This window comes from Duganella kummerowiae, assembly GCF_053572355.1.
This window is the reverse complement of sequence record NZ_JBKFEH010000021.1, coordinates 111,773-135,047: the sequence shown is the minus strand read 5'-3', so window position 1 is coordinate 135,047 and position 23,275 is coordinate 111,773. Positions and strand designations below refer to the sequence as shown.

Below are 23,275 nucleotides of genomic sequence, written 5' to 3'. Positions count from 1 at the left end.
ATGTTTGTGGGAGTGCAACGCGGGCCGGGGTTGGGGGCCGCAGGCAGCGCACCAGCGCGGCAGCCGCTGGCAATAGGGATGGGGCGGTTGGACGGCCGCATGCGCTGACCGTTCCACTATACACTCTTGATTTAGGACAATTCTCACAAATTGTCGTAATCGCGCGGCCATGCAGCGCAATTACAACGCCGGCCGGGCGGCCGGCGTTGTCGTTCAGTCAGCCTTGAAATTCTGGCCAAGCGACATGGGCTTGTTGAGCAGGATGGTTTGCGGATTGCGGCAGATAATGACCAGCACCACCATGGTGGCGATGTACGGCAGCATGGACAGGAATTGCGAGGGCACGTCCAACCCCAGCCCCTGGCCGTGGAACTGCAGCACCGTCACACCGCCGAACAGGTAGGCGCCGGTGATCACGTTGCGCGGCTTCCAGGTGGCGAACACCACCTGCGCCAGCGCGATCCAGCCGCGGCCCGCCGTCATGCCCTCCACCCACATGGGGGTCAGGGCCAGCGACAGGTAGGCGCCGCCCAGGCCGGCCATGGCGCCGCCAAACAGCACCGTGCCGTAGCGCAGGCCGATCACCGGGAAGCCGATGGCGTGGGCGCTGTGCGGCGATTCGCCCACCGCGCGGATGACCAGGCCCAGGCGGGTGCGCGCCAGCATCCAGCCGATCAGCGCCACCGCCAGCAGCGAGGCGTACACCATGGCGTCGAAGCGGAACAATAGCGGCCCGATGAAGGGAATATCGGACAGCACGGGGAAGGCCAGGTGCGGCATGGGCGCCACGGTCTGCCCCACCAGGCCGCGCCCGATGAAGGCCGACAGGCCGATGCCGAACAGGGTCAGGGCCAGGCCGGTGGCGACCTGGTTGGTCTGCAGGGTCAGCACCAGGAAGGCGAAGATCAGCGCCAGCGCCATGCCGGCGGCGGCGGCCGCCAGCAGGCCCAGGCTCATGGAACCGGTGCCCAGGGTGACCATGAAGCCGACCACGGCGCCCACCAGCATCATGCCTTCCAGGCCCAGGTTCAGCACGCCGGAGCGCTCGGTCACCAGCTCGCCCATGGAGGCCATGATCAGCGGCGTGGCGGCGCCGGCCGTGCTGGCCAGGAAGGCGATCAACAATTCGGTATTCATCAATGGCTCTCCACAACGGTGGCGGGGGTGGCGGAGACCGCCGGCAGCGCACGCTGGCGCGGCTTGAAGCGGTAGTGGATGAACAGGTCGGCCGCCAGCAGGTAGAACAGCAGCAGGCCCTGGAACAGGCCGGTAATGGCGGACGGCAGCTGCATCTCGATCTGGGCCGACTCGCCGCCGATGTACAGCAGCGACATCAGCAAGGAAGCCAGCAGCACGCCCAGCGGATGCAAGCGGCCCACATAGGCCACGATGATGGCGGCAAAGCCGTAGCCGGGCGACACCGACGGCTGCAGCTGGCCCAGCGGACCGGCCACTTCGCCCACGCCGGCGATGCCGGCCAGGCCGCCGCTGATCATGAAGGCCACCCACACATTGCGCGGTTCGGAAAAGCCGGCGTACAGGGCGGCGGCCGGCGCCATGCCGCTGACCTGCATGCGGTAGCCGGCAAAGGTCTTGTTGCAGAAGAACCAGGCGCCCGCCACCACCAGCAGCGACAACGGGAAGGCGGCGTTGGTGCGCAGCCCTTCCATCAGCAGCGGCAGGGTGGCCGAGTCGCTGAACATCTTCGATTGCGGGAAATTGAAGCCGGCCGGATCGCGCAGCGGGCCGTGCACCAGGTAGCTGAGGTAGAGATAGGCGACGTACACCAGCATCAGGCTGGTGAGGATTTCACTGGTGTTGAAACGGGTGCGCAGCAGGGCCGGTATCGCGGCCCAGGCCATGCCGCCCAGGGCGCCGGCGATGATCATCAGCGGCAGCACCCACCAGGCCTCCACGCCGTCGAAATACAGGGCCACCACGCCGGCCGCGATGGCGCCCATGGTGAGCTGGCCGTCGGCGCCGATGTTGTTCACATTGGAGCGGAAGCCGATCGCCAAGCCCACGCCGCACAGGATCAGCGGGGTGGCCTTGAGCAGCAGCTCGCCCACGCCGTACAGCGTGGTGGCGGGCTTGATGAAGTACACGTAGAACGCGTGCAGCGGCTCCTGGCCGAGGAAGAAGAACATCACCGAGCCGGTGATCAGCATGGCCACGGCCGCGATCAACGGCGAGGCCAGCATCATGCGGCGCGATGGTTCGGGACGGAGTTCAAGCCGTGACATGGTGGGGCGCTCCTTGCGTGTTGGCAGGTGGTTCGGTGTGGTCGAAGTCGCCGCTCATCCACACGCCGATCTGGTTGATGCTGGTGGCCGAGGCCTGCACCGTGCGCGACAAACGGCCGTCGGCAATCACGGCCAGGCGGTCGCTCATCATGAACAATTCGTCGATTTCCTCGGACAGCACCAGCACCGCCACGCCCTGGTCGCGCATGTCGATGATGGCCTGGCGTATCAGCATGGCCGCGCCGATGTCCACGCCCCAGGTGGGCTGGGCAAAGATCATGACCCTGGGCGCCAGCGCGATCTCGCGCCCGACAATGAATTTCTGCAGGTTGCCGCCGGACAGGCTGGAGGCGGCCGAGGCCTCCCCGCCGCATTTCACGTTGAAGCGCGCGATCACCTGGCGCGCGAAGTCGCGCACGGCGCCGCGCTGGATCAGGCCGCGCTTCAACATGCCGGTGTTGGCGGCCGCGACGTAGCCGGTCAGCAGCGCGTTGTCGGCCAACGACAGCTCGGGCGCGGCGCCCCGTCCCAGCCGCTCCTCCGGCACGAAGCCCAGGCCCAGCTGGCGGCGTTGGGCCGCGTCCAGCCTGCCCACATCCTGGCCGCACAGGCGGATCGCGCCCGCCAGGTCCACCGTGCGCTCGCCCGACAGGGCCTTGAGCAGCTCCTGCTGGCCATTGCCGGACACGCCGGCGATGCCGACGATCTCGCCCGCGCGCAGGCTCAGGCTGACCTCCTTCAGGTGGGTGCCGAAGGGATCGTCGCTGCGCAAACTGAGCTTGTCGACTTGCAGCAGCACGGCGCCCGGCTCGCGCGGCTGGTGGCTGCAGGTGGGCAGCTCGCGGCCTATCATCAGCTCGGCCAGCGAGCGCGCGCTTTCCTGTTTCGGGATGGCGGTGCCGGACACGCGCCCGCCGCGCAGCACGGTGGCCTGGTCGCACAGGGCCTGGATCTCGTCGAGCTTGTGGCTGATGTACAGGATGCTGACGCCCTCGGCGGCCAGGCGGCGCAGCGACTCGAACAGCTTCTGCACGGCGTCCGGGGTCAGCACCGAGGTCGGCTCGTCCATGATCAGCAGGCGCGGCGACTGCAGCAGGCAGCGCACGATCTCGACCCGCTGGCGTTCGCCCACCGACATGCTGTGCACCAGTTTGGCCGGATCGAGCGGCAGGCCGTATTGTTCCGACACGGCCCGGATGCGCGGCGCCAGCTCGGCCGGCGTGGTCTTCTGGTCCAGGGCCAGGGCGATGTTCTCGGCCACGGTCAGGGTCTCGAACAGGGCGAAGTGCTGGAACACCATGCCGATGCCCAGCTTGCGCGCATCATGCGGCGACTGTATCTGCACCTGGCGGCCTTCCCACATGATCTGCCCGGCGTCCGGCTTGGTGACGCCATAGATAATCTTCATCAGCGTGCTCTTGCCGGCGCCATTCTCGCCCAGCACGGCGTGTATCTCGCCCGGCATGACGGTCAGGTTGACGTCCGCATTGGCCACCACGGACGGATATATCTTCGAGATGCCCAGCATCTGCAAGCGCGGTTCGACGCGCAGCGGCGGGACCACCGTGTCATTCATCGGCCTACCTCCCTCTGAATCTGGAAACTGTATACAAGTATTTGATCTGTTCAGCCTAAAGGCAGACGCAAGTTACGTGCCACGGCCGTCCCGGGCAGCCCGCATGCCTGCTGAGCCTTGGCACAAAAAAATGCACTGAATAAAACATGCAAGTTCACCACAAAAGTGCGCGCGCGGCGATTTGGTCACCAAAACGGCACAGATTTCGTACACAATCCATCGCCACGGTTGATACAAACCGCAGGCACACGGGTGAGCACAATTCCTGCTTTACGAAGGCATCGAGCAATCGCTTTCGGAGAAACCAGCAATGAGCAACCCGCATCCTGCGCGCCCACAAGGCAAGCGCAAGCCCGCCAGTTCCAAGCCGGAACCCGCTGCACAGGCGGAACAGGCCGTGCGCACCAAGCGCGGCACCACCGCCATCGACCTGCGCATCTACCGCGCCGTGGTGAACGCCGTCATGAGCCACCGCCTGCCGCCCGGCACCCATCTGGGCGAGGCGGATTTCTGCGAGCTGTACCAGGTCAGCCGCACCACCGTGCGCAAGGCCCTGCAGCGCCTGGCGCACGACCACATCATCGAGCTGCGGCCCAATCGCGGCGCCGTGATCGCCTCGCCTTCGCCGCAAGAGGCGCGCGACATCTTCGCGGCGCGCCGCGCCATCGAGCGCGAGATCGTGCCGCTGGTGATACGCAGCGCCACCCCGTCCTCGCTGCGCCAGATCCGCGAGGCGCTGGACGCCGAGGACCAGGCCCGCCGCAGCGGCGACCGCGCCAACTGGATACGCCTGGGCGGCGAATTCCACCTGCTGCTGGCCGAACTGGCCGGTAACCAGGTGCTGCAGCGCTTCATGCAGGAGCTGGTGTCGCGCTGCTCGCTGATCATCGCCCTGTATGAGACGCCCGGCGCGCCCATGTGCGAGAACGACGAACACCAGGACCTGATGTCGCTGATCGAACAAGGCAAGGAGCAGGAGGCGCTGCACCTGATCGAGCACCATCTGCTGGAGATCGAGGCGCGCCTGCGACTGGGCGAGCCTGACCGCAAGATCAACCTGGCGGAAGCGCTCAGCGGATACTGATGTAGATCAAGATTGCATACAAAGCGTGCGTGCAATCGCACCAGCCGGGAGCTTGCTTCCCGCTAATGGTGCATCCGAAGGGACTAAGGCCGGCCTCTCCCATAGGAAATAGTCTGGCCCGCTAATTGCTAGGAAGGTAAGCGAGATTGAATCCAATCTGATCTGCGAATTGGATTCAAAGACTTTATTTTGTGTTTCGGCTGTCTTCCTATCACCGTCAACCTGACCCAGGAGTTTGCTAAATGTCCCATCTCGTAAAGCGCACCGCCGCCCTCGCCCTACTCGCCAGCTGCGCTTGCGCAGCCGGCGCCGCCGACTGGAGCGACACCTCGCTGAGCTATCGCTATGGCACCAAGTTCGCCGAGCCGTTCAACAATAACGACATCACCAAGAACATCGTCAACCTCAGCAGTGTGTCGGGATACAAGTACGGCAAGAACTTCTTCAGCGTGGACCTGCTGATGTCGTCCGACCTGGACCCGTCGGCGGCCGGCTCCAACAGCGGCGCCCACGAGGCCTACGTGGTGTACCGCCACACGCTGGACCTGGGCAAGATCACCGGCAACAATTTCTCCGGCCCCGGCATCCGCGGCCTGGGCGCCACCCTGGGCTTCGACTACAACAGCAAGACCGACGCCGGCTACAACTCCAAGAAGCGCATGGTGGTGGCAGGTCCGACCCTGATGCTGGACGTGCCGGGCTTCCTGGACGTCAGCCTGCTGGCCCTGTGGGAATCGAACGCGCCTTACAACACCTTCACCAACCAGGCCACGCCGCGCTACTCGTACAAGACGCACGCCATGCTGACCGCCGCCTGGGGCGTGCCGTTCAGCCTGGGCATCCCGCTGTCGTTCGAGGGCTACGCCAACTTCATCTCCGCCAAGGGCACCAATGAGTTTGGCGGCGGCACTGCGCCCGAGACCAACATCGACGCCCAGGTCATGTACGACCTGAGCGCAGCCGTGGGCGCCCCCAAGAACACCTTCAAGGTCGGCGTCGAGTACCAGTACTGGAAGAACAAGTTCGGCAATCCCGACAAGAACAATCCCGGCGCCACCGCCAAGACCCCCATGGTCCGCGCCGAATACCACTTCTAAGCACCCACCCACCGTATAAGGAACCGCATGATGAACCGCCGCAAACTGATCGCCCTGGCCGCGCTGGCCGCCCTGGGCCTGGCCGCCGCCCCGTCGTACGCCGCCGAACCGCTGAAAGTGGGCTTTGTCTACGTTGGCCCGGTGGGCGACGCCGGCTGGACCTACGCCCACGACGCCGGCCGCCAGGCCCTGGAAAAGGAGCTGGGCGCCAAGGTCAAGACCACCTACGTGGAAAGCGTGCCCGAAGGCGCCGACGCCGAGCGCGTGATCCGCAAGCTGGCCGCCGACGGGAACAAGCTGATCTTCACCACCTCGTTCGGCTACATGAACCCCACCGAGAAAGTGGCCAAGGCCTATCCTGGCGTGGTGTTCCTGCACGCCACCGGCTTCAAGCAGGCCAAGAACCTGGGCACCTATGAGACCAACCTGTACGAAGGCGCCTACCTGAACGGCATCCTGGCCGGCAAGATGAGCAAGTCCAAGGTGATCGGCCTGGTGGCCTCGTTCCCGATTCCCGAGGTGATACGCAACATCAACGCCTACACCCTGGGCGCCCAGAGCGTGAACCCCGGCATCAAGACCAAGGTGATCTGGGTGAACTCGTGGTACGACCCGGCCAAGGAGCGCCAGGCCGCCGAGACCCTGGTGGCCCAGGGCGCCGACGTGCTGGCCCAGAACACCGACTCGCCGGCCACCCTGCAGGTAGCCCAGGAAAAAGGCGTGTACGCCTTCGGCTGGGACTCGGACATGAGCAAGTTCGCGCCCAAGGCCCACCTGACGGCGGCCACCAACAACTGGGGCGGCTACTACATCGACACCGCCAAGGCCGTGATTGCCGGCACCTGGAAATCGGCCGACACCCGTGGCGGCCTGAAGGAAGGCATGGTCAAGATGTCGCCCCTGAACCCGGTGGTCCCGGCCGACGCGGCCAAGATCTTCGAGGAAAAGAAAGCCGCCATCGCGGCCGGCAAGTTCCACCCCTTCACCGGCCCCATCAAGGACCAGTCGGGCGCCGTCAAGTACCCGGCCGGCACCGTGGTGCCGCTCAAGGACCTGCTGGGCATGAACTTCTACGTGCAGGGCGTGGAAGGCACGATACCGAAGTAAGCGCCACCAGGCCATGAACCGTCACTCCCGTGAAAGCGGGAGTCCATGCCGAGGCCGCGTAGACGCCCACCCGGCATGGGCTGCCGCCTGCGCGGCAGCGACGCGACTACAACGTAGGACACGATAATGAATATTCCCCTGCGCGACCCCGTGGTCATGAACGACTGGCACCCGGTCGCCCTGTCCACCGGGCTCGCCCCCGGCGCCATGGCCGCCAGCGAACTGCTCGACACCCGGCTGGTCCTGTGGCGCGACAGCGCCGGCCAGGCCCACGCCTGGGAAGACCGCTGCCCGCACCGCGGCGCCAGACTGTCCATGGGCGCCATCGTGGACGATACGCTGCGCTGCCCCTACCACGGCTGGACCTTCGGCAGCGAAGGCCGCTGCCGCCACATTCCCGCCCTGCCCGACCTGTCCGGCGACCGGCTCAAGGCCCAGGTGGCCACCTACCAGGTGCAGGAAGCCTACGGCCTGCTGTGGGTCTGCCTGGGCACGCCGGCCCACCCCGGGCCGCCGGCCTTCCCCGAATGCGCCGACGCCGGCTTGCGCAAGGTCTGGTGCGGCCCCTACGACGTGGCCAGCAGCGCCCCGCGCATCGTCGAGAACTTCCTCGACATGGCGCACTTCGCCTTCGTCCACGAAGGCATCCTGGGCGAACAGCAGCAGGCCGCCATCGCCGATTACACGGTCGAGACCTTCGACGACCCGCACTACGGCAGCGGCATCCGGACCCGCGACTGCCGCGCCTGGCAGCCGCAGGCCAGCAAGGCCGCCACCGGCGGCAACCAGGTCTCCTACACCTACCGCGTGGTGCGGCCGCTCACCACCATCCTGACCAAGCAGACGCCCGGCAGCAAGGTGGACGCCATCGCCCTGTTCACCCAGCCGCTGACCGAGACCGCCACCCGGGTCTGGATCATCATGGCGCTGGCCGATTTTGAGACCGGCGATGACGACCTGCGCGGCTTCCAGGACACCATCTTCCTGCAGGATAAACCGATACTGGAAAGCCAGTATCCGCAGCGCCTGCCGCTGGCGCCGGGCGCCGAAGTGTCGGTAGCGTGCGACCGCATGTCGCTGGCCTACCGGGGCTATCTGAAACAGCAGCAGCTGCGCTACGGCGTGCTGCGCAACGATTGAGACGCAAGAATGAGCACACCCACCGCGCAAGACCATCACTTCCTCACCCAGGTGCTGGCCCTGGCCCAGCGTTCGCGCGACGAGGGCCATCACCCGTTCGCCGCCACGGTGGTGGCGGCCGACGGCACCGTCATCTCGGAAGCCATGAACGCCTCCAGCAGCGACCGCACCGCGCACGCCGAAATGAACGCCCTGCGCCTGGCCTCGCAGCGCCACAGTCCGCAGCAGCTGGCCACGGCCACCCTGTACGCCAACGCCGAGCCCTGCGCCATGTGCGCCGGCGGCACCTACTGGAGCGGCGTGGGCCGGGTGGTGTATGCCATGTCGGAAGCCAGCCTGCTGGAGCTGACCGGCAGCGATCCGGAAAACCCCACCCTGTCGCTGCCCTGCCGCCAGGTGTTCGCCGCCGGCCAGCGTCCCACCGAGGTGATAGGCCCGCTACGCGAGGACGAGGCGCGCATCGCACACGCGGGGTTCTGGAAAAAATAAGCGGGCCGCCGCATAATCACGCTGCCAGCCTCGGCCAGAGGCGATGAAGCGGAGACCAACGTGGCATATTCCATTCCCAGGACCGGCGCGGCGCTGGTCCTTGCCCTGCTTGCCGGCTGCGGCGGCGGTGGCGGCAGCGGCGGCATCACCACGGCGACGCCGCCGGCGGCCGGCAGCGACACCACGGCCGGCGCCTACGCCGACAGCAACAGCTATTCCAGCGCCGCCCTGGCCTATCTCACCGCGCCCAACGAGGGCGCGGCCGTCATCGCCAGCAAGATCACGCTGAACGGCAAGCCGTTCAACTACACCGCCACCACCGGCCACCTGACCGCCAGCGATTTGAAGACCGGCCAGCCCTCGGCCTCCTTCTTCTATGTGGCCTACACGGTGCCGGGCGCCGATCCGGCCAAACGTCCGGTCACCTTCTTCTACAACGGCGGGCCGGGATCGTCAACCATGTGGCTGCACCTGGGGTCCTTCGGGCCGCGCCGGGTGGTGACCGGCATTCCCAGTTCCACCATCCCGGCCGCGCAGCTGGTGGACAACCAGGAAACCCTGCTGGAGCAGTCCGACCTGGTGTTCGTGGACGCCATCGGCACCGGCTACTCGCAAGCCATCGCGCCCAACTACAACATGACGTTCTGGGGCGTGGACGCGGACGCGGCGGCCTTCCGCGATTTCATCCGGCGCTACCTGGAGGTGAACCAGCGCGGCGCCTCGCCCAAGTTCCTGTACGGCGAATCGTATGGCACGCCGCGCACGGCGGTGCTGGCCAACCTGCTGGAATCGGCCGGGGTGCAGGTGGACGGCATCATGCTGCAGTCGGCCGTCATGAACTACAACACCAACTGCGGCCTGTACGAAAAGACCACCATCAGCTGCGAGGGCTATTTCCCGACCTACGCCGCCACCAGCGCCTACTACCAGCGCAGCACTCCACTGCCGACCGACCTGGGCAGCTACCTGCAGCAGGCGCGCGCCTTCGCGGCCGGCAGCTACCGCACGGCGCTGGCGTCCTATTTGGCCAGCAATGTGGCGCCGCCGGCGTCGGTGGTGTCGCAGCTGGCCGGCTATACCGGCATGTCCACCCTGATCTGGCAGCAGAACTTCAACCTGCAGCCCGGCCTGTACCAGACCAACGCCGTGCCCAACATGATGGTGGGGCGCTACGATGCGCGCGTCTCGGCGCCGCTGGGCAGCGCCCTGGCCGCCGACGGCGACCCGTCCTATACTGTCACCAATGGCTTGTTTACCAGCCTGCTGCCGGCCTACCTGAGCGGCGAACTGCACTACAGCGCGCGCACCGCCTACGCGACCTCGATCAACATCGTCAGCTCCTGGAACTTCCGGCACGACGGCAAGAGCCTGCCGGACACCATCCCCGACCTGGCGGCGGCGCTGGCGCAGCATCCATCGATGAAGATCATCGCCCTGAACGGCTACTACGACCTGGCCACGCCCTATTACCAGACCGAGATGGACCTGGCACGCCTGGGCCCGGTGGCGGGACTGAGCTACAAATACTACGGCGCCGGCCACATGAGCTACCTGGACGACGGCGTGCGCAAGACCCAGCTGGCCGACCTGGCGGCCTTCTACAACAGCGTGACGGCGGGGCGATAAGGAGAGCGGCATGAAAACCATACTGATGTTGCTGCTGGCCGCGCTGGCGGCCGCGCCGGCGCTGCAGGCGCAAACCATACAGCCACCGGCCCGTCCCCACCCGGCCGATCCGGCGCCGGGCGCGGCGCCGCTGGACCCGTATTTGCCGCCCGAGAAGCGCACGCCCGCGCGCGAACGCCCGGCCGAGGGCGCGGCGCTGCGCCAGCAGGCCATGGACAAGCTGCGCCAGCGCTTCGAGGAAGCCGACCTGGACGCCAGCGGCAGCCTGAGCAAGGCAGAGGCGCAGAAGGCCGGCCTGGGCTTCGTGGCCCAGCACTTCGAGCAGATCGACACCCGCCACAGCGGCAAGGTCAGCTTCGCCGACCTGCAAGCCTACCTGCAGCAGCGCGCCCGCGACGCCGCCCGCCGCTAGCACAGCGGCGGCAAGCGCTGCGCCACCGGACGTTGCCGCTTACTGATCGCCCACCAGCTGCACCGCATCCACCTCCTTGTAGGTGTGCTGCACGTTGTTGGCAAAGGTGATTTTCACGGCCTTGGCCTTGTAGACGGTCTTCTCGAAGGTCTTGACGAACCAGGTGCGCCCGCCGCGCGTATCGCGCTTGACGTCGCTCAGGCCTTCCCACACCGTGTTCCACTTGCCATCCGTGTCCTGCAGCTCGATCTTGTTGACCGCTTCCGGCCCCTTGTCGTCGGGGATCACCACCCGCACTTCAGTGGCGTTGACCGGCTTGGCGTAGCCCAGCTGCAGCCAGTCGAAGCCCTTGTCGATATTGTTGTTGGTCCATTCGTTGCCATCAGGTGCGCCGGTGGCGCTCTTGGGCAGGTTGTTCTCGGACGGCTTGCGTCCATTTTCGTCGCCGAACACCGAGCTGGCAGTCGCTTCCGTGGCCCACTGGCCGCGCGGGTCATTGATGTACTTGTCTTCCATGACGCCGTAGTCCAGCAGCTTCTGCTTGTTCTCGCGCTCCTGCTGGTCCGCGCTCGGTTCGGCCGGCGGTGCTGCCGGTGCCGGCGCGGCGGCTGGGGCAGGGGTGGCGGCTGCTTGCGCTTCTTCGGCTTTTTCCTTCTTGTGGCAGGCGGTCAGCAGGGCGGCCGATACCAGGATGGCGGCTGCGGCGGTATGTTTCATCGTTGCGGTCTCCTAAGGCGCTGCGGCAGGGGGACGCGATGGCGGGCGCCCGCCGCCATGTTGTCATTTCTATCAGTTTTATCTTAGCGGAATTTGGCCAGGGATGAGGCCGGATTGCCCAGCCGTGCGCTGGTAATAGATCGCTGTAATTACCGCAGTTTTGTTCACCGGCAATAGCAGGTACAATCGCCCTTCCATACCGTGTAGACCGCCTGACATGAAACTGATCGCGCACCGTGGGCACTGGCTGCAGCCTTCCGAGAAGAATTCCGTGGCCGCCTTCGAACGGGCCCTGACCGCCGGCCACGGCATAGAAGCCGACCTGCGCGACGCCCATGGCGCCGTGGTCATCGCCCACGACATGCCGCGCGGCGGCGAGCTCACGCTGGACGCCTTCCTGGCCCTGTGCGCGCGCCATCCTCAGCGCGGTCCGCTGGCCCTGAACATCAAGGCCGACGGCCTGCAAACCGCCGTCAGTGACGCCCTGGCGCGCCACGCCATAGTCGGCGCCTTCGTGTTCGACATGGCGGTGCCGGACGCGCTGGGCTACCTGGCGCAGTCCATCCCGGCCTACACCCGCAGCAGCGAATACGAAACCGCGCCCTCCTTCCTGGAGCGCGCGGCCGGGGTCTGGCTGGACGCCTTCCACGGCGAGTGGTACGGCATGGACCTGGTGGCGGGCTGGCTGCAACAGGGCAAGGAAGTCTGCATCGTCTCGCCCGAGCTGCACCGCCGCCCGCACCTGGCGCTGTGGGAGCAATTGCGCACGGCGCGGCTGCACCAGCACCCGGGCCTGCGCCTGTGCACCGATTTCCCCGATCACGCCAAGGAGTTTTTCCATGTCCCTGATTAAAGCCGTCATCTTCGACATGGACGGCGTGCTGATCGACGCCAAGGAGTGGCACTTCGAAGCGCTGAACCGCGCGCTCGACCTGTTCGGCATGGCCATCAGCCGCTACGACCACCTGGTCACCTACGACGGCCTGCCGACCAAAACCAAGCTGCGCATGCTGTCGCTGGAGCGCGGCCTGCCGGAAGCGCTGCACGGCTTCATCAACGAGATGAAGCAGATCTACACCATGGAAGTGATCTACAGCAAGTGCAAGCCCACCTTCCACCACCAGTTCGCGCTGTCGCGCCTGAAGGCGGACGGCTACCGCATGGCGGTGTGCTCGAACTCCGTGCGCAATTCCGTGCAGCTGATGCTGGAGCGGGCCGAGGTGCTGCCATACATGGACTTCTTCCTGTCCAACGAGGACGTGGCCACGCCCAAGCCGGCGCCCGACATGTATGTGGCGGCCATTGCCCGCCTGGGCCTGCTGCCGGAACAATGCCTGGTGGTGGAGGACAACCCGAACGGCATCAAGGCCGCGCGCGCGGCCGGCGCCCACGTGATGTGCGTGACCGACACACGCGAAGTCAACCACGGCAACATCGCCCTGCACATCGCCACCCTGGAGGCGGCCCATGCTTAACATCCTGATCCCGCTGGGCGCGCAGTCCATGTTCTTCGAGTCCAGCGAATATCCCTTCCCCAAGCCGCTGATCGAAATCCTGGGCAAGCCCATGATACAGCACGCGATCGACAACCTGTCCACCATCGCCGAGGCCAAGCGCTTCATCTTCCTGCTGCGTGACGAGGACTGCACCCGCTACCACCTGGACAGCACGCTGCGCCTGCTGGCCGGGCCCTCCTGCGTCATCATCCGCATGCAGAACCAGACCCGGGGCGCGGCCTGCAGCGCACTGCTGGCGGTGGACCATATCGGCAACGACGAGCCGCTCCTGATCGTCAACGGCGACCAGCTGTTCGGCGCCGACCTGAACGAAGGCCTGGCGCGTTTGCGCGCGGCCGGCGCCGACGCCGGCGTGCTGACCTTCAGCTCCGTGCATCCGCGCTGGTCCTACGTGCGTCTGGAAAACGGCGACGACATCATCGAGACCGCCGAGAAGCACCCGATCAGCCAGCACGCCATCGCCGGCTTCTACTACTTCGCGCGCGGCGCCGACTTCGTCACGGCGGCCCAGCACTCGATACGCAAGGACAACGCGGTCGACGGGGTCTACTACGTGGCGCCCGTGCTCAATGAACTGATACTGCTGAACCGCCGCCTGAAGGCGGTGCCGCTGCCGCCCGGCAGCTACCACACCTTCTACTCGCCCAAGAAGATAGAGGAATTCGAACATGCACACCTTTAAGCTGGACGACATGGTGCGCGGCTGGTTCGTCGGCGACTTCACGCCGACCGCGCTGGCCACGCAGGCCGCCGAAGTCGGCGTCAAGCAGTACCGCGCCGGCGCCAACGAGGCGCGCCACTACCACAAGGTCGCCACCGAGATCACCCTGATCCAGAGCGGCCGCGTGCTCATGAACGGCAAGGAATACCGCAGCGGCGACATCGTCGTGATCCCGCCCATGGAATCGAGCGATTTCGTGGTGCTGGAAGATACCGTGACGGTGGTGGTCAAGGTGCCGGGCGCGGTGGATGACAAATACCTGGGACGGCCGCAGCACGAGCAGGAGCAGGGCGGGGAGCAGGAGCAACGGCCGTGCTGAACATCGTCCTGCCCATGGCCGGCCACGGCAGCCGCTTCGCCAGCGCCGGCTACACTGATCCCAAGCCGCTGATCCCGGTGGCCGGCCGCCCCATGGTGGAAGTGGTGATAGCGAATCTGCGCCCGAGCCGGCCGCACCGCTACATCTTCCTGTGCCAGCAGGCCCACCTGGAGCGCTATGGCTTGCGCGAGCGCCTGCAGGCCATCGCGCCCGGCTGCGCCATCATTGCGGTCGACAGCGTCACGCAAGGCGCGGCCTGCACCGTGCTGCTGGCGCGCGAGTTGATCGACAATGGCGACCCGCTGATGATCGCCAATTGCGACCAGTACGTCGACCTGCGCATCGACGACTACCTGGACAGCATGGACCGGCGCGGCCTGGACGGCCTGATCATGACCATGACGGCCGACCATCCCAAATGGTCCTACGTGCGCTTCGGCGCGGACGGCGCCATCGTCGAGGTGGTGGAAAAGGTGGTGGCCTCCGACGAGGCCACGGTGGGCATCTACAACTATGCGCGCGGCGCCGATTTCGTGGCGGCGGCGGACGCCATGATCGCCAACAACGAGCGCGTCAACGGCGAATTCTACGTGGCGCCGGCCTACAACCACATGATCGCCAGGGGCGCGCGGCTGGGCATCTACAACATCGGCAGCGACCGCGCCGGCATGTACGGCCTGGGCGTGCCGGACGACCTGGAATACTTCCTGGCCCACCACGCGGGGCGCCTGCTCGGCCAGAGCGTGTTTCAACATGAGCGTGGCTAGGCGCGGCTCCGAAGACAGTGCGCCTGCACGGCTAGGAGCCGTAACGACGCCATGGTCATTTTGAAACGGGTTCTTAAACTGCTGCGCGCTGTTCCTTGCCTGAGACTTCGGGCGATATCAGCGCCACCAGCTGCGCCACTTTCACCGCCGGGTTGATCTGCATGGCGCTGTCGAAGGAATAGTGGCGGGCGTAGGCAGGATCCACGGTCTGCAGATAGCGCGGGATGCCGCGCCACACCACCGAATCGAACACGTCGCGCGTCATGCTGCGGATCTGGTCGATATGGCCCTGTTCCTGCAACGTCAGGTAGGTGAAGGTGTGGTCCACGTGCGAGGACACGTGGAAGGACGTGCCGGCCGCGCTGTTGCGGTACAGGTGGTCGAAGATGCGCTCCTGCACCCCGGCCCGGCCCATGACCATGAAGTCCGGCGAGGAGAACATGTTATCGGTGCGGATGTACTCGATGGCGATATCCCTGGGGCTGTGGCGCAGCCGCTCCAGGTTGGCGACGGCGGCGCGCTGGTCCACCACCACGTCGCAGCGCAGCTTGAACACCTGGGCGTCGTCGCCGTAGTGCTGGCGCACCAGCTGCAGCCCGCGCAGCGAAATGAAGTACAGCTTTTCCTTGTTGTTGGCGATGCGCTGGCCGAAGAAGGTGCTGTCGGTATTGAGCTGGTGCTGGTCCTGGGTGATGGCGCAGTCGAAATACGCGATGTGTTCCTGCAGCCAGTCGCGGTCCTCGTGCCAGCCCGCGAACGCCACCTTGAAGCCGCAGGCGCGGTACACCAGCGCCATGCCCAGGATGTTGGCGCGCCCGTCATAGGGCGCGTAGGGGCCGATCTCGCCGGTGCGTTCCTTGTATTCCTTTTCCAGCACCGAAACGATGCCGGTCGACTGGGTCGGGCCGTGCAACAGCAGGACTTTTTCACTCATGGCTCACTCCTCGTACATGACCCATGAATTATAGAGCAACAATTACTCTATAGCATCACGGCGTGGCAAGGCCAGCGTGAATATGGCGCCCTGGCCCGGCGTGCTGTCCACCGTCAGCGAGCCCTGGTGCAGCTGGGCCAGCTGGCGCGAGATATACAGCCCCAGTCCCAGCCCGGACGGCACTTCGTTGCCGACCCCGCGCTCGTAAGGCTCGAAGATGGTTTCCTGCACCTCGGGCGCGATGCCGGGGCCGCGGTCGCGCACCTCGACCCGCGCCATGTCCGGCCCCACCAGCAGCCTGACCTCGACCGGCTCGCTGCCGCCGTAGCGCAGCGCATTGGTCAGCAGGTTGACCACGATCTGCTCGATGCGAAACTCGTCCCACCAGCCGCTGGCCGGCTCCGGCGCATCGAGGATGATGCTGTTGCCGGCGTTGTCGGCCTGCGGGCGCAGGTCGTGCACCACGCGCCGCAACAGGCCGGACAGCTCGACCTCGCCGGGGCGGATGGACAGCTTGCCGCTGCGGATGCGCGACACGTCCAGCATGTCGTCGATCAGGCGGATGATGGCCTGGATCTGGCGGTCGTCGCGCTGCACCATGCGCTGCAGCTGCTCGGCGCCGAAGGCCGCCATGTTGCCGCGCTCGAGCTGGATCTTGCGCAGCTGGGTTTCCAGGTACAGGGTGTTGAGCGGCGTGCGCATCTCGTGCGACACCATGGACATGAATTCGTCGCGCATGGCCAGGGCGCGCTGCAGCTGGTCCTGGGCCGCCTTGAGCTCGGCCAGGGTGGCTTCCTGCTGGCGCCGCGCCGCCTCCAGCGCCTCGACCTGGCGCCGCACTTCCTCGCGCTGCTGGTACATGGCGGCGAACACCTTGACCTTGCCCTGCACGGCGCGCACATCCAGCGGCTTGTACAGCACGTCGACGGCGCCCGCCTCGTAGCCCTTGAACGAGTAATTGAGCTCCTTGCCGGCCGCCGTCACGAACACGATGGGGATCTGGCGCGTCTTCTCGGTGCCGCGCATCAGTTCGGCCAGCTCGAAGCCGTCCATGTTGGGCATCTGCACGTCCAGGATGGCCATGGCGAAGTCGTGCTCGAGCAGCAGGGCCAGGGCTTCCTCGCCGGACGAGGCCTGGTAGATCTCGCGTCCCTCGCCCCGGATCACGGCGTTCAGCGCCTGCAGGTTTTCCGGCAGGTCGTCCACGATCAGGAGTTTGGTGGGGTGGGCTAGCATTTCTTATTCTCCAGCATCAACAGCAAAGTACGTATCTGGTCCAGGCCCAGCACCAGGTCGGGACGGCGCCGCGCAATGGCCTCGCGCGGCATGGTCGGCACCTCGGCCTGCTCCGGGTCCTGCACCACGGTCAGGCCGCCCGCTTCACCGATGGCGGCCAGGCCGGCCGCGCCATCGTTGTTGGCGCCGGTCAGCAGGATGCCCAGCAGGGCCGGGCCGTAGGCGTCGGCCGCCGATTCCATCAAATAGTCGATGGCGGGACGGGCGAAATGCAGCGGCGCCTCGCAGCTGAGCGAGAAGCTGCGGTCCTCCTCGACCGAGAGATGGTAACCGGAACCGGCAAAGTATAGCGTTCCGGACAACACCTGCTCCTTGTCGGCCGCCTCGCGCACCGGCAACGCCATGCGCTGCTGAAACACATGGGCCAGCTGGCTCTGGCGGTTTTCCGGCAAGTGCAACACCGCCACCACGGCGCGCCCGTAGCCGGCGGGCAGGTCCGGCAGCAGATGCAGCAGGGCGCCCACGCCGCCGGCCGAGGCGCCTATCACCACCGCCTCGATGGCGCGTCCGGCCAGCACTGCCTCGATGTGCGCGCGCTCCATGTCAGCGCTTCCGGAACAGACGCTCGCGCTTGACCACCGGTTCGAAGGCCGGCGCGTAGGCGGAAAAATCGATGCTTTCCTTGCTGCCCAGGCCCAGGAAGCCGCGGTGGCACAACGATTCGTGGAACAGCCCCAAGGCCCGCTCCTGCAGCTTCTTCTTGAAGTAGATCATGACGTTGCGGCAGCTGATCAAATGGGTTTCGGCAAACACGCTGTCGGTGGCCAGGCTGTGGTCGGCGAAGGTCACGTTTTCGCACAGCGAGCGGTCGAACAGGGCCGCATTGTAGGCCGCCGTGTAATAGTCGGAAAAACTGCTGCGGCCGCCGGCCTGCTGGTAGTTCTGGGTGTATTCCTGCATGCTGTCGAGCGGGAATACGCCGCGCCTTGCCTTGTCCAGCGACTGCGGATTGATGTCGGTGGCGTAGATCATGGTGCGCTCCAGCAGGCCCTCCTCCTTGAGCAGGATGGCCATGGAAACCACTTCCTCGCCGGTGCTGCAGCCGGCGACCCACACCTTGAGCGAGGGATAGGTGCGCAGCACCGGCACCACGTGCTCGCGCAGGGCCGCGAAATAGGCCGGGTCGCGGAACATCGAGGTGACCGGGATGGTCAGGTACTGCAGCAGCTCGGAAAACGCGGTCGCCTCGTGCAGCACGCGCGCCTGCAGCTCGGACACGGTCTCGCACTTCATTTCCTTGAGCGCGTGCAGCACGCGGCGCTTCTGCGAGGCGCCCGTGTAGTCGCGGAAGTCGTAGCTGTATTTCAGGTAGATCGCTTCCATCAGCATCTTCAGCTCGATGTCGATGTCGCTGTATCTCGGCTGCATGCTCAGCTCCGCTCACCGTTGGGCATCCACACCCGCAGCAGCGAGTACAAACGCGAGAGGTCGATGGGCTTGGCCAGGTAATCGCTGGCGCCGGCCGCCAGGCACTGCTCCTGGTCGTCCTTCATGGCCTTGGCCGTGATGGCGATGATGGGCAGGCGCTCGAAGCGGCTGTCGGCGCGGATGCGGCGCGTCGCTTCCAGGCCGTCCATGCCCGGCATCATCACGTCCATCAGCACCAGGTCGATGTCGGGCTGCTCGTCCAGCTTGGCGATGGCCTCGAAGCCGTTGCGGCCCACTTCCACCAGCACGCCCTTCTGCTCCAGGGCGCTGGTCAGGGCGAAGATATTGCGCACGTCGTCGTCCACCAGCAGGATGCGGCGCCCTTCGAACACGCGGTCGCGCGCGCGCACCGTGCGCAGCATGCTCTGGCGCTCGCTGGACAGCTGCGCTTCCACCTTGTGCAGGAACAGGGTCACCTCGTCCAGCAGCCGCTCCGGCGAGCGCGCGCCCTTGATGATGATGGAGCGCGAATACTTGTGCAGGTCGGCCTCCTCGCTGCGCGACAGGTTGCGGCCGGTGTACACGATCACCGGGGGGAAGGCGGCGATGTGCTCGGCCGACATGCGCTGCAGCAGCTCGTTGCCCTGCATGTCGGGCAGCTTGAGGTCGATGATCATGCAGTCGAACACGGTGCCGCGCAGCAGGGCCAGGGCTTCCTCGCCGGTGCCGACGGCGACGATTTCCACGTCCTCGTCCGAGATCAGCTGCACCACGCTGTCGCGCTGGCGGCTGTCGTCCTCCACCAGCAGCACGCGCTTGATCTTCTGGGTCAGCTTGTTCTCGATCTTGCTGAACACTTCCATCAGCTGCTCGCGCGTGGTGGGCTTGGCGGCAAAGCCGATCGCGCCCAGGTGCAGGGCCGCCTCGCCATTGTCCGAGGCCGACACCACGTGCACCGGGATGTGGCGGGTGGCCGGGTCGTCCTTGAGCAGCTGCAGCACCGACAGGCCGGAGCGGTCCGGCAGGCGGATATCGAGCAGGATGGCGTCCGGCTTGTGCTGGCGCGCCAGTTCCAGGCCCTCGTCGGCGTCGAAAGCCACCAGGCAGCGGTACTGCTGCTCGTGGGCCAGTTCGTACAGGATGCGGGCGAACGGCGCATCATCCTCCACCACCAGCACCAGGCGGCCGGCGCCGGCGCCCAGGCGGGCGCGGTCATCGTCGAACAGGCGCACCCGCGCCAAGGCCGGGGTGGGCGCCGCTTCCTGCTTGGGCGGGGGCGGCGGCAGGCGCAGCGGGGCCGGGGCCGGCGAGGAGGCCACCGGATCGGCGCCGGCGGTCCACACCACCGGCAGGGTCAGGGTGAAGGTCGAGCCCTCGCCGGGCGCGCTGTGCAGGCTGATGCCGCCGCCCAGCAGGCCGGCCAGGTCGCGCGAGATCGACAGGCCCAGGCCGGTGCCGCCGTACTTGCGGCTGGTGGTGCCGTCGGCCTGCTGGAAGGCTTCGAAGATGGCCTGCTGGTCTTCCTTGCGGATGCCGATGCCGGTATCCTGCACCGAGAAGCGCACCTTGCCATCGGCTCCGCCCACGCTGAGCACGATGCTGCCGGTGCTGGTGAACTTGAGCGCGTTGGACATCAGGTTCTTCAGGATCTGTTCCAGGCGCTGGCGGTCGGTGTACATGGTCTCCGGCGCATCCGGCTCCAGCACGGCGTGGAATTCCAGCTTCTTCTGCGCCGCCAGCGGGTTGAAGGTCATGGCGATGCCGTCCACCAGGTGGCGCAGCGGCAGGTGCTCGGGCACCAGCTCCAGCTTGCCCGCCTCCACCTTGGAAATGTCGAGGATGTCGTTGATCAGGTTGAGCAGGTCGTTGCCGGCCGAGTAGATGGTGTTGGCGAAGCGTACCTGTTCCTCGTTCAGGTTGCCGGCCGCGTTCTCGGCCAGCAGCTTGGCCAGGATCAGCGAACTGTTGAGCGGGGTGCGCAGTTCATGCGACATATTGGCCAGGAATTGCGACTTGTACTGGCTGGCTTTTTCCAGCTCCCCGGCGCGCTCCTCCAGCTGGCGCTGGGCGATGCTGAGCGAGGCGTTCTTCTGGTCCAGGATCAGGCTTTGCTCGGCCAGCTGTTCGTTGGTCTGCTCCAGCTCGGCCTTCTGGTTCTCCAGGCTGGCCTGGGATTCCTCCAGCACCCGCGACTGTTCTTCCAGTTCCTCGTTGGCGGTGCGCAGTTCCTCCTGCTGCACCTGCAATTCCTCGTTCAGCTGCTGGGTCTCGGCCAGCACTTCCTGGATGCGCTGGCGCGCCAGGGTAGCCTCGATGGCGGTACCGATATTGCCCGCCACCAGGTGGAGGAAATCGATGTCGCGCTGGGTCACGGGCCGCAGCAGGGCCAGCTCCACCACGCCGTTGACGCCGGCGTCGCCATGCACCGGGGCCAGCAGCACGCTGGCCGGGGCCGCGTGGCCCAGGCCGGAATTGACGTGGAGGTAATCGGCCGGGACGTTATCGAGGCGTATCAAACGCCGTTCGCGCGCCGCCTGGCCGACCAGGCCCTCGGCAGGCTGCAGCACTTCGGTGCGCTCGGCATCCTCCTGGCGGAAGCCGTAGGTGGCGACCCGGCGCAGGCGGCCGTCGCCCTCGCGCACGTACAGCGCGCCCAGGGCCACGCCCAGGTAGCCGGCCAGGAATTCCAGCAGGACGGACGACAGGGCCGGCAGCGCCAGCTGGCCTATGCCCTGCTCGGCCAGGGCGGTCTGGCCCGAGCGCAGCCAGGCCTGGGCCTGCAGTTCCTCGTTGAACACGGTCTGCTTGTCCAGCGCGGTGGTGAAGATGCCCGACAGGCGCAGCATCTCGCGTCGCCCCATGTAGGCCAGCAAGCCGCCCACGCCCAGGGTCAGCACCAGGTAGACCACGGCCACCGTGATGGTGACGGTGCGGGCGTCGTCGTTGCGTTCCTGGCGCATGCGCAGCTCGACGTTGACGAAGCTGTCGATCTGGCGCCGGATTTCATCGAACTGTATCTTGCCGCGCGCCGTCCTGACCGGCCCCACCACGTCGCCGCCGGTGGCGCGCAGCCTGACCATCTCCTGGGCGTACTGGTCCCACTGTTTTTGCAGGGCTTCCACGTTGCGCAGGCGCTGCACCTGGGCCGGGTTGTCCTCGACCAGCTTCATCAGCGCGTTCAGGTTGGCCGCCACCTTGGGCTTGGCCAGCACATAGGGCTCCAGGAAGCTTTCATCGCCGGCCAGCAGGTAGCCGCGCATGCCGGTTTCCATGTCCACCATCTGCTTGCTGATCTCGTTGGCCGAGCCTATCACCCGTTCGCTGTGCTCGACCCAGTTCATCACCGAGATCAGGTACACCAGCAGCACGACGAACACCCCGGCGCTGACCACGCCGGCAGCCAGCGGCAGGGTGATGTTGCGGGAAAGAATGCGGCGGAAACTCTGGGTGTCCAGGGTGGAGTTGGGCATGGCGCGAATTTACGGTAAAGAAGATTAAGTTTATCGCAAATACACGGCCAGGCAGAGCCACGGTTCAATCGTGCGCCATGGAAAAACCAATTTCTGGCATGAATATCGAGCCTCAGCGTGTGCAGGGCGAGGCGCGGCAACGACGCCATGCACTGCTCAGGGCGCGGGACTGTCGGGGAGGCGGACGGGCCGGCCAGCGCCCGTATCCTCGTGCGGCCCGGGCGAATCCAGGATGGGCCGGATGCGCGGCAGCGAATCCGGATAATGCTGGGCCACATAGGCAATCATGGCTTCGCGGATTTCGCAGCGCAGGTCGAAGGCGGTGCCGGAGTCGGTGGCGCTGACCAGCAGGCGCAGCTGCATGCCCTTCTCGTTGGCGTCGGTCACGTGCAGCACGCAGACCCGGCCATCCCAGCGCTTGGAAGCCCGGGTGACGCGCTCGAACTCGCGCCGGATGTCCGCCACCGGCACGTTGAAGTCCAGCCACAGGAACACCGTGCCCAGGATGGTGGAGGAGGTGTGGGTCCAGTTCTCGAACGGGTTCTCGATGAACCACTGCAGCGGCACGATCATGCGCCGCTCATCCCAGATGCGCACCACCACGTAGGTGCCGGTGATCTTTTCCACCCGGCCCCATTCGCCGTTGACGATCAGCACATCATCCAGACGGATGGGCTGCGAGAACGCGATCTGCAGACCTGCAATGAAGTTGCCCAGCACCGGACGGGCGGCGATACCGGCCACCAACCCGGCCACCCCGGCCGAGGCCAGCAGCGAGGCGCCGAACTGGCGCGCCCCCGGCAAGGTCAGCAGGATGAAGGACAGGCCCAGAAGGCCGATCACGAAATTGGCGCTGCGCGTGAGCACCTGGGTCTGGGTCAGCACGCGCCGCGCGCGCAGGTTGTCGGCCACGTCCACCGGGTGCAGCTGGGCGATGGTGCGCTGGATGGAGCTGACCGCCATGATGGCCAGCCAGGTCAGGGCCGCGATCAGCAGCACGCTGTTGATGCGCGCCATGGACACCAGGCCCGGCGTATTATCCGGCGCGCCGCTCAGCACCAGGCGCAGCGCGAACAGCACGGCGCTGACCTGGCTGGCGCGGTAGCCGCATTGCAGGGCGTTGGTGGTAAAGGGGCGGTTGCGTGCGATCCGGCGCAGCAGCAGGATGCCGGCCCGGTGCAGCAGCAGCCCCGCGATCACGAAGATCACGGCCGACACGCCGACCACGGCCAGCGCGCGCCACGGCCCCTCGCGGATATCGTTGAAATAGTCGAGGTCCATGGCGGGCGATTGTAGGCAATGTCAGAGATCCGTGTCGCACTGGTGCGCTGCACAAAAACTTGGTCCTTGTGTGCGCCAGCGAACGAAGCTGAAACCCTTTGCAATGACACA

22 protein-coding genes are annotated in these 23,275 nt (G+C 66.3%); 12 read left to right on the top strand and 10 right to left on the bottom strand.

The window, feature by feature from the left end; translation table 11 throughout:
- Positions 1–213: 213 nt before the first annotated feature.
- From ACLB1G_RS25240 to ACLB1G_RS25230, 3 genes are read right to left on the bottom strand one after another with little or no spacing between them, the layout of a single operon-like run.
- Positions 214–1,137 carry an ABC transporter permease gene (locus ACLB1G_RS25240; RefSeq protein WP_491630016.1) on the bottom strand — a complete coding sequence of 308 codons (924 nt, stop codon included), beginning with the start codon at positions 1,135–1,137 and terminating at the stop codon, positions 214–216.
- Positions 1,137–2,243 carry an ABC transporter permease gene (locus tag ACLB1G_RS25235; RefSeq protein WP_491630015.1) on the bottom strand — a complete coding sequence of 369 codons (1,107 nt, stop codon included), beginning with the start codon at positions 2,241–2,243 and terminating at the stop codon, positions 1,137–1,139. Before ACLB1G_RS25235 ends, ACLB1G_RS25240 begins: the two co-directional genes overlap by 1 nt.
- Complete coding sequence (locus tag ACLB1G_RS25230) at positions 2,230–3,819, bottom strand: ABC transporter ATP-binding protein (protein ID WP_491630014.1); 1,590 nt, start codon at positions 3,817–3,819, stop codon at positions 2,230–2,232. The genes ACLB1G_RS25235 and ACLB1G_RS25230 overlap by 14 nt, the downstream gene beginning before the upstream one ends.
- Before the next feature lie 310 nt (positions 3,820–4,129).
- Here ACLB1G_RS25230 and ACLB1G_RS25225 point away from each other — a divergent pair, with 310 nt between their 5' ends.
- The 7 genes from ACLB1G_RS25225 (at position 4,130) to ACLB1G_RS25195 (ending at position 10,774) form a co-directional block, all read left to right on the top strand.
- The gene (locus tag ACLB1G_RS25225; protein ID WP_491630013.1) at positions 4,130–4,903 is read left to right on the top strand and encodes a GntR family transcriptional regulator; all 774 of its coding nucleotides are present in this window, start codon (positions 4,130–4,132) and stop codon (positions 4,901–4,903) included.
- A 242-nt stretch (positions 4,904–5,145) separates the two neighbouring features.
- The gene (locus ACLB1G_RS25220; RefSeq protein WP_491630012.1) at positions 5,146–6,000 is read left to right on the top strand and encodes an outer envelope protein; all 855 of its coding nucleotides are present in this window, start codon (positions 5,146–5,148) and stop codon (positions 5,998–6,000) included.
- Between the two features lie 27 nt (positions 6,001–6,027).
- Positions 6,028–7,107 carry a BMP family ABC transporter substrate-binding protein gene (locus tag ACLB1G_RS25215; protein WP_491630011.1) on the top strand — a complete coding sequence of 360 codons (1,080 nt, stop codon included), beginning with the start codon at positions 6,028–6,030 and terminating at the stop codon, positions 7,105–7,107.
- Positions 7,108–7,233: 126 nt separating this feature from the next.
- On the top strand, positions 7,234–8,247 hold the full coding sequence (locus ACLB1G_RS25210; RefSeq protein ID WP_491630010.1) for an aromatic ring-hydroxylating dioxygenase subunit alpha: 1,014 nt from the start codon (positions 7,234–7,236) through the stop codon (positions 8,245–8,247).
- A 9-nt stretch (positions 8,248–8,256) separates the two neighbouring features.
- Positions 8,257–8,736: a nucleoside deaminase gene (locus ACLB1G_RS25205; protein WP_491630009.1), complete on the top strand. Its 480-nt coding sequence runs from the start codon at positions 8,257–8,259 to the stop codon at positions 8,734–8,736.
- A 72-nt stretch (positions 8,737–8,808) separates the two neighbouring features.
- Positions 8,809–10,362: a S10 family peptidase gene (locus ACLB1G_RS25200; RefSeq protein ID WP_491630074.1), complete on the top strand. Its 1,554-nt coding sequence runs from the start codon at positions 8,809–8,811 to the stop codon at positions 10,360–10,362.
- A gap of 10 nt (positions 10,363–10,372) precedes the next feature.
- Entirely contained in the window at positions 10,373–10,774 is a 402-nt protein-coding gene (locus tag ACLB1G_RS25195; protein ID WP_491630008.1) for an EF-hand domain-containing protein, read from the top strand.
- A 39-nt stretch (positions 10,775–10,813) separates the two neighbouring features.
- Here the strand turns inward: ACLB1G_RS25195 and ACLB1G_RS25190 are convergent, their stop codons facing one another.
- Complete coding sequence (locus tag ACLB1G_RS25190) at positions 10,814–11,491, bottom strand: hypothetical protein (RefSeq protein WP_491630007.1); 678 nt, start codon at positions 11,489–11,491, stop codon at positions 10,814–10,816.
- Between the two features lie 217 nt (positions 11,492–11,708).
- Between ACLB1G_RS25190 and ACLB1G_RS25185 the strand changes: the two genes are divergently transcribed.
- The 5 genes from ACLB1G_RS25185 to ACLB1G_RS25165 are packed head-to-tail and all read left to right on the top strand — an operon-like array spanning position 11,709 to position 14,815.
- Positions 11,709–12,344: a PI-PLC domain-containing protein gene (locus tag ACLB1G_RS25185; RefSeq protein WP_491630006.1), complete on the top strand. Its 636-nt coding sequence runs from the start codon at positions 11,709–11,711 to the stop codon at positions 12,342–12,344.
- A complete protein-coding gene (locus tag ACLB1G_RS25180; RefSeq protein ID WP_491630005.1) occupies positions 12,331–12,966 on the top strand; it encodes an HAD family hydrolase in 636 nt (211 codons plus the stop codon). The genes ACLB1G_RS25185 and ACLB1G_RS25180 overlap by 14 nt, the downstream gene beginning before the upstream one ends.
- Positions 12,959–13,690: a glycosyltransferase family 2 protein gene (locus ACLB1G_RS25175; protein WP_491630004.1), complete on the top strand. Its 732-nt coding sequence runs from the start codon at positions 12,959–12,961 to the stop codon at positions 13,688–13,690. The genes ACLB1G_RS25180 and ACLB1G_RS25175 overlap by 8 nt, the downstream gene beginning before the upstream one ends.
- Positions 13,677–14,048: a cupin domain-containing protein gene (locus ACLB1G_RS25170; RefSeq protein WP_491630003.1), complete on the top strand. Its 372-nt coding sequence runs from the start codon at positions 13,677–13,679 to the stop codon at positions 14,046–14,048. Before ACLB1G_RS25175 ends, ACLB1G_RS25170 begins: the two co-directional genes overlap by 14 nt.
- Positions 14,042–14,815 carry a glycosyltransferase family 2 protein gene (locus ACLB1G_RS25165; protein WP_491630002.1) on the top strand — a complete coding sequence of 258 codons (774 nt, stop codon included), beginning with the start codon at positions 14,042–14,044 and terminating at the stop codon, positions 14,813–14,815. The genes ACLB1G_RS25170 and ACLB1G_RS25165 overlap by 7 nt, the downstream gene beginning before the upstream one ends.
- Positions 14,816–14,888: 73 nt before the next feature.
- Here ACLB1G_RS25165 and ACLB1G_RS25160 read toward each other — a convergent pair whose 3' ends face one another.
- The 6 genes from ACLB1G_RS25160 to ACLB1G_RS25135 form a co-directional block, all read right to left on the bottom strand.
- Entirely contained in the window at positions 14,889–15,749 is an 861-nt protein-coding gene (locus tag ACLB1G_RS25160) for a hypothetical protein (RefSeq protein ID WP_491630001.1), read from the bottom strand.
- Between the two features lie 42 nt (positions 15,750–15,791).
- A complete protein-coding gene (locus ACLB1G_RS25155) occupies positions 15,792–16,985 on the bottom strand; it encodes a hybrid sensor histidine kinase/response regulator (RefSeq protein ID WP_491630000.1) in 1,194 nt (397 codons plus the stop codon).
- Positions 16,979–17,587 (bottom strand): chemotaxis protein CheB, encoded by a 609-nt coding sequence (locus ACLB1G_RS25150; protein ID WP_491629999.1) that lies wholly within the window; start codon positions 17,585–17,587, stop codon positions 16,979–16,981. Before ACLB1G_RS25150 ends, ACLB1G_RS25155 begins: the two co-directional genes overlap by 7 nt.
- 1 nt (position 17,588) lies before the next feature.
- Entirely contained in the window at positions 17,589–18,413 is an 825-nt protein-coding gene (locus ACLB1G_RS25145) for a CheR family methyltransferase (RefSeq protein WP_491629998.1), read from the bottom strand.
- A 2-nt stretch (positions 18,414–18,415) separates the two neighbouring features.
- Positions 18,416–21,883, bottom strand: a complete 3,468-nt coding sequence (locus ACLB1G_RS25140) for a response regulator (RefSeq protein ID WP_491629997.1) — start codon at positions 21,881–21,883, stop codon at positions 18,416–18,418.
- Positions 21,884–22,039: 156 nt separating this feature from the next.
- The gene (locus tag ACLB1G_RS25135; protein WP_491629996.1) at positions 22,040–23,164 is read right to left on the bottom strand and encodes a mechanosensitive ion channel family protein; all 1,125 of its coding nucleotides are present in this window, start codon (positions 23,162–23,164) and stop codon (positions 22,040–22,042) included.
- Positions 23,165–23,275: the final 111 nt, after the last annotated feature.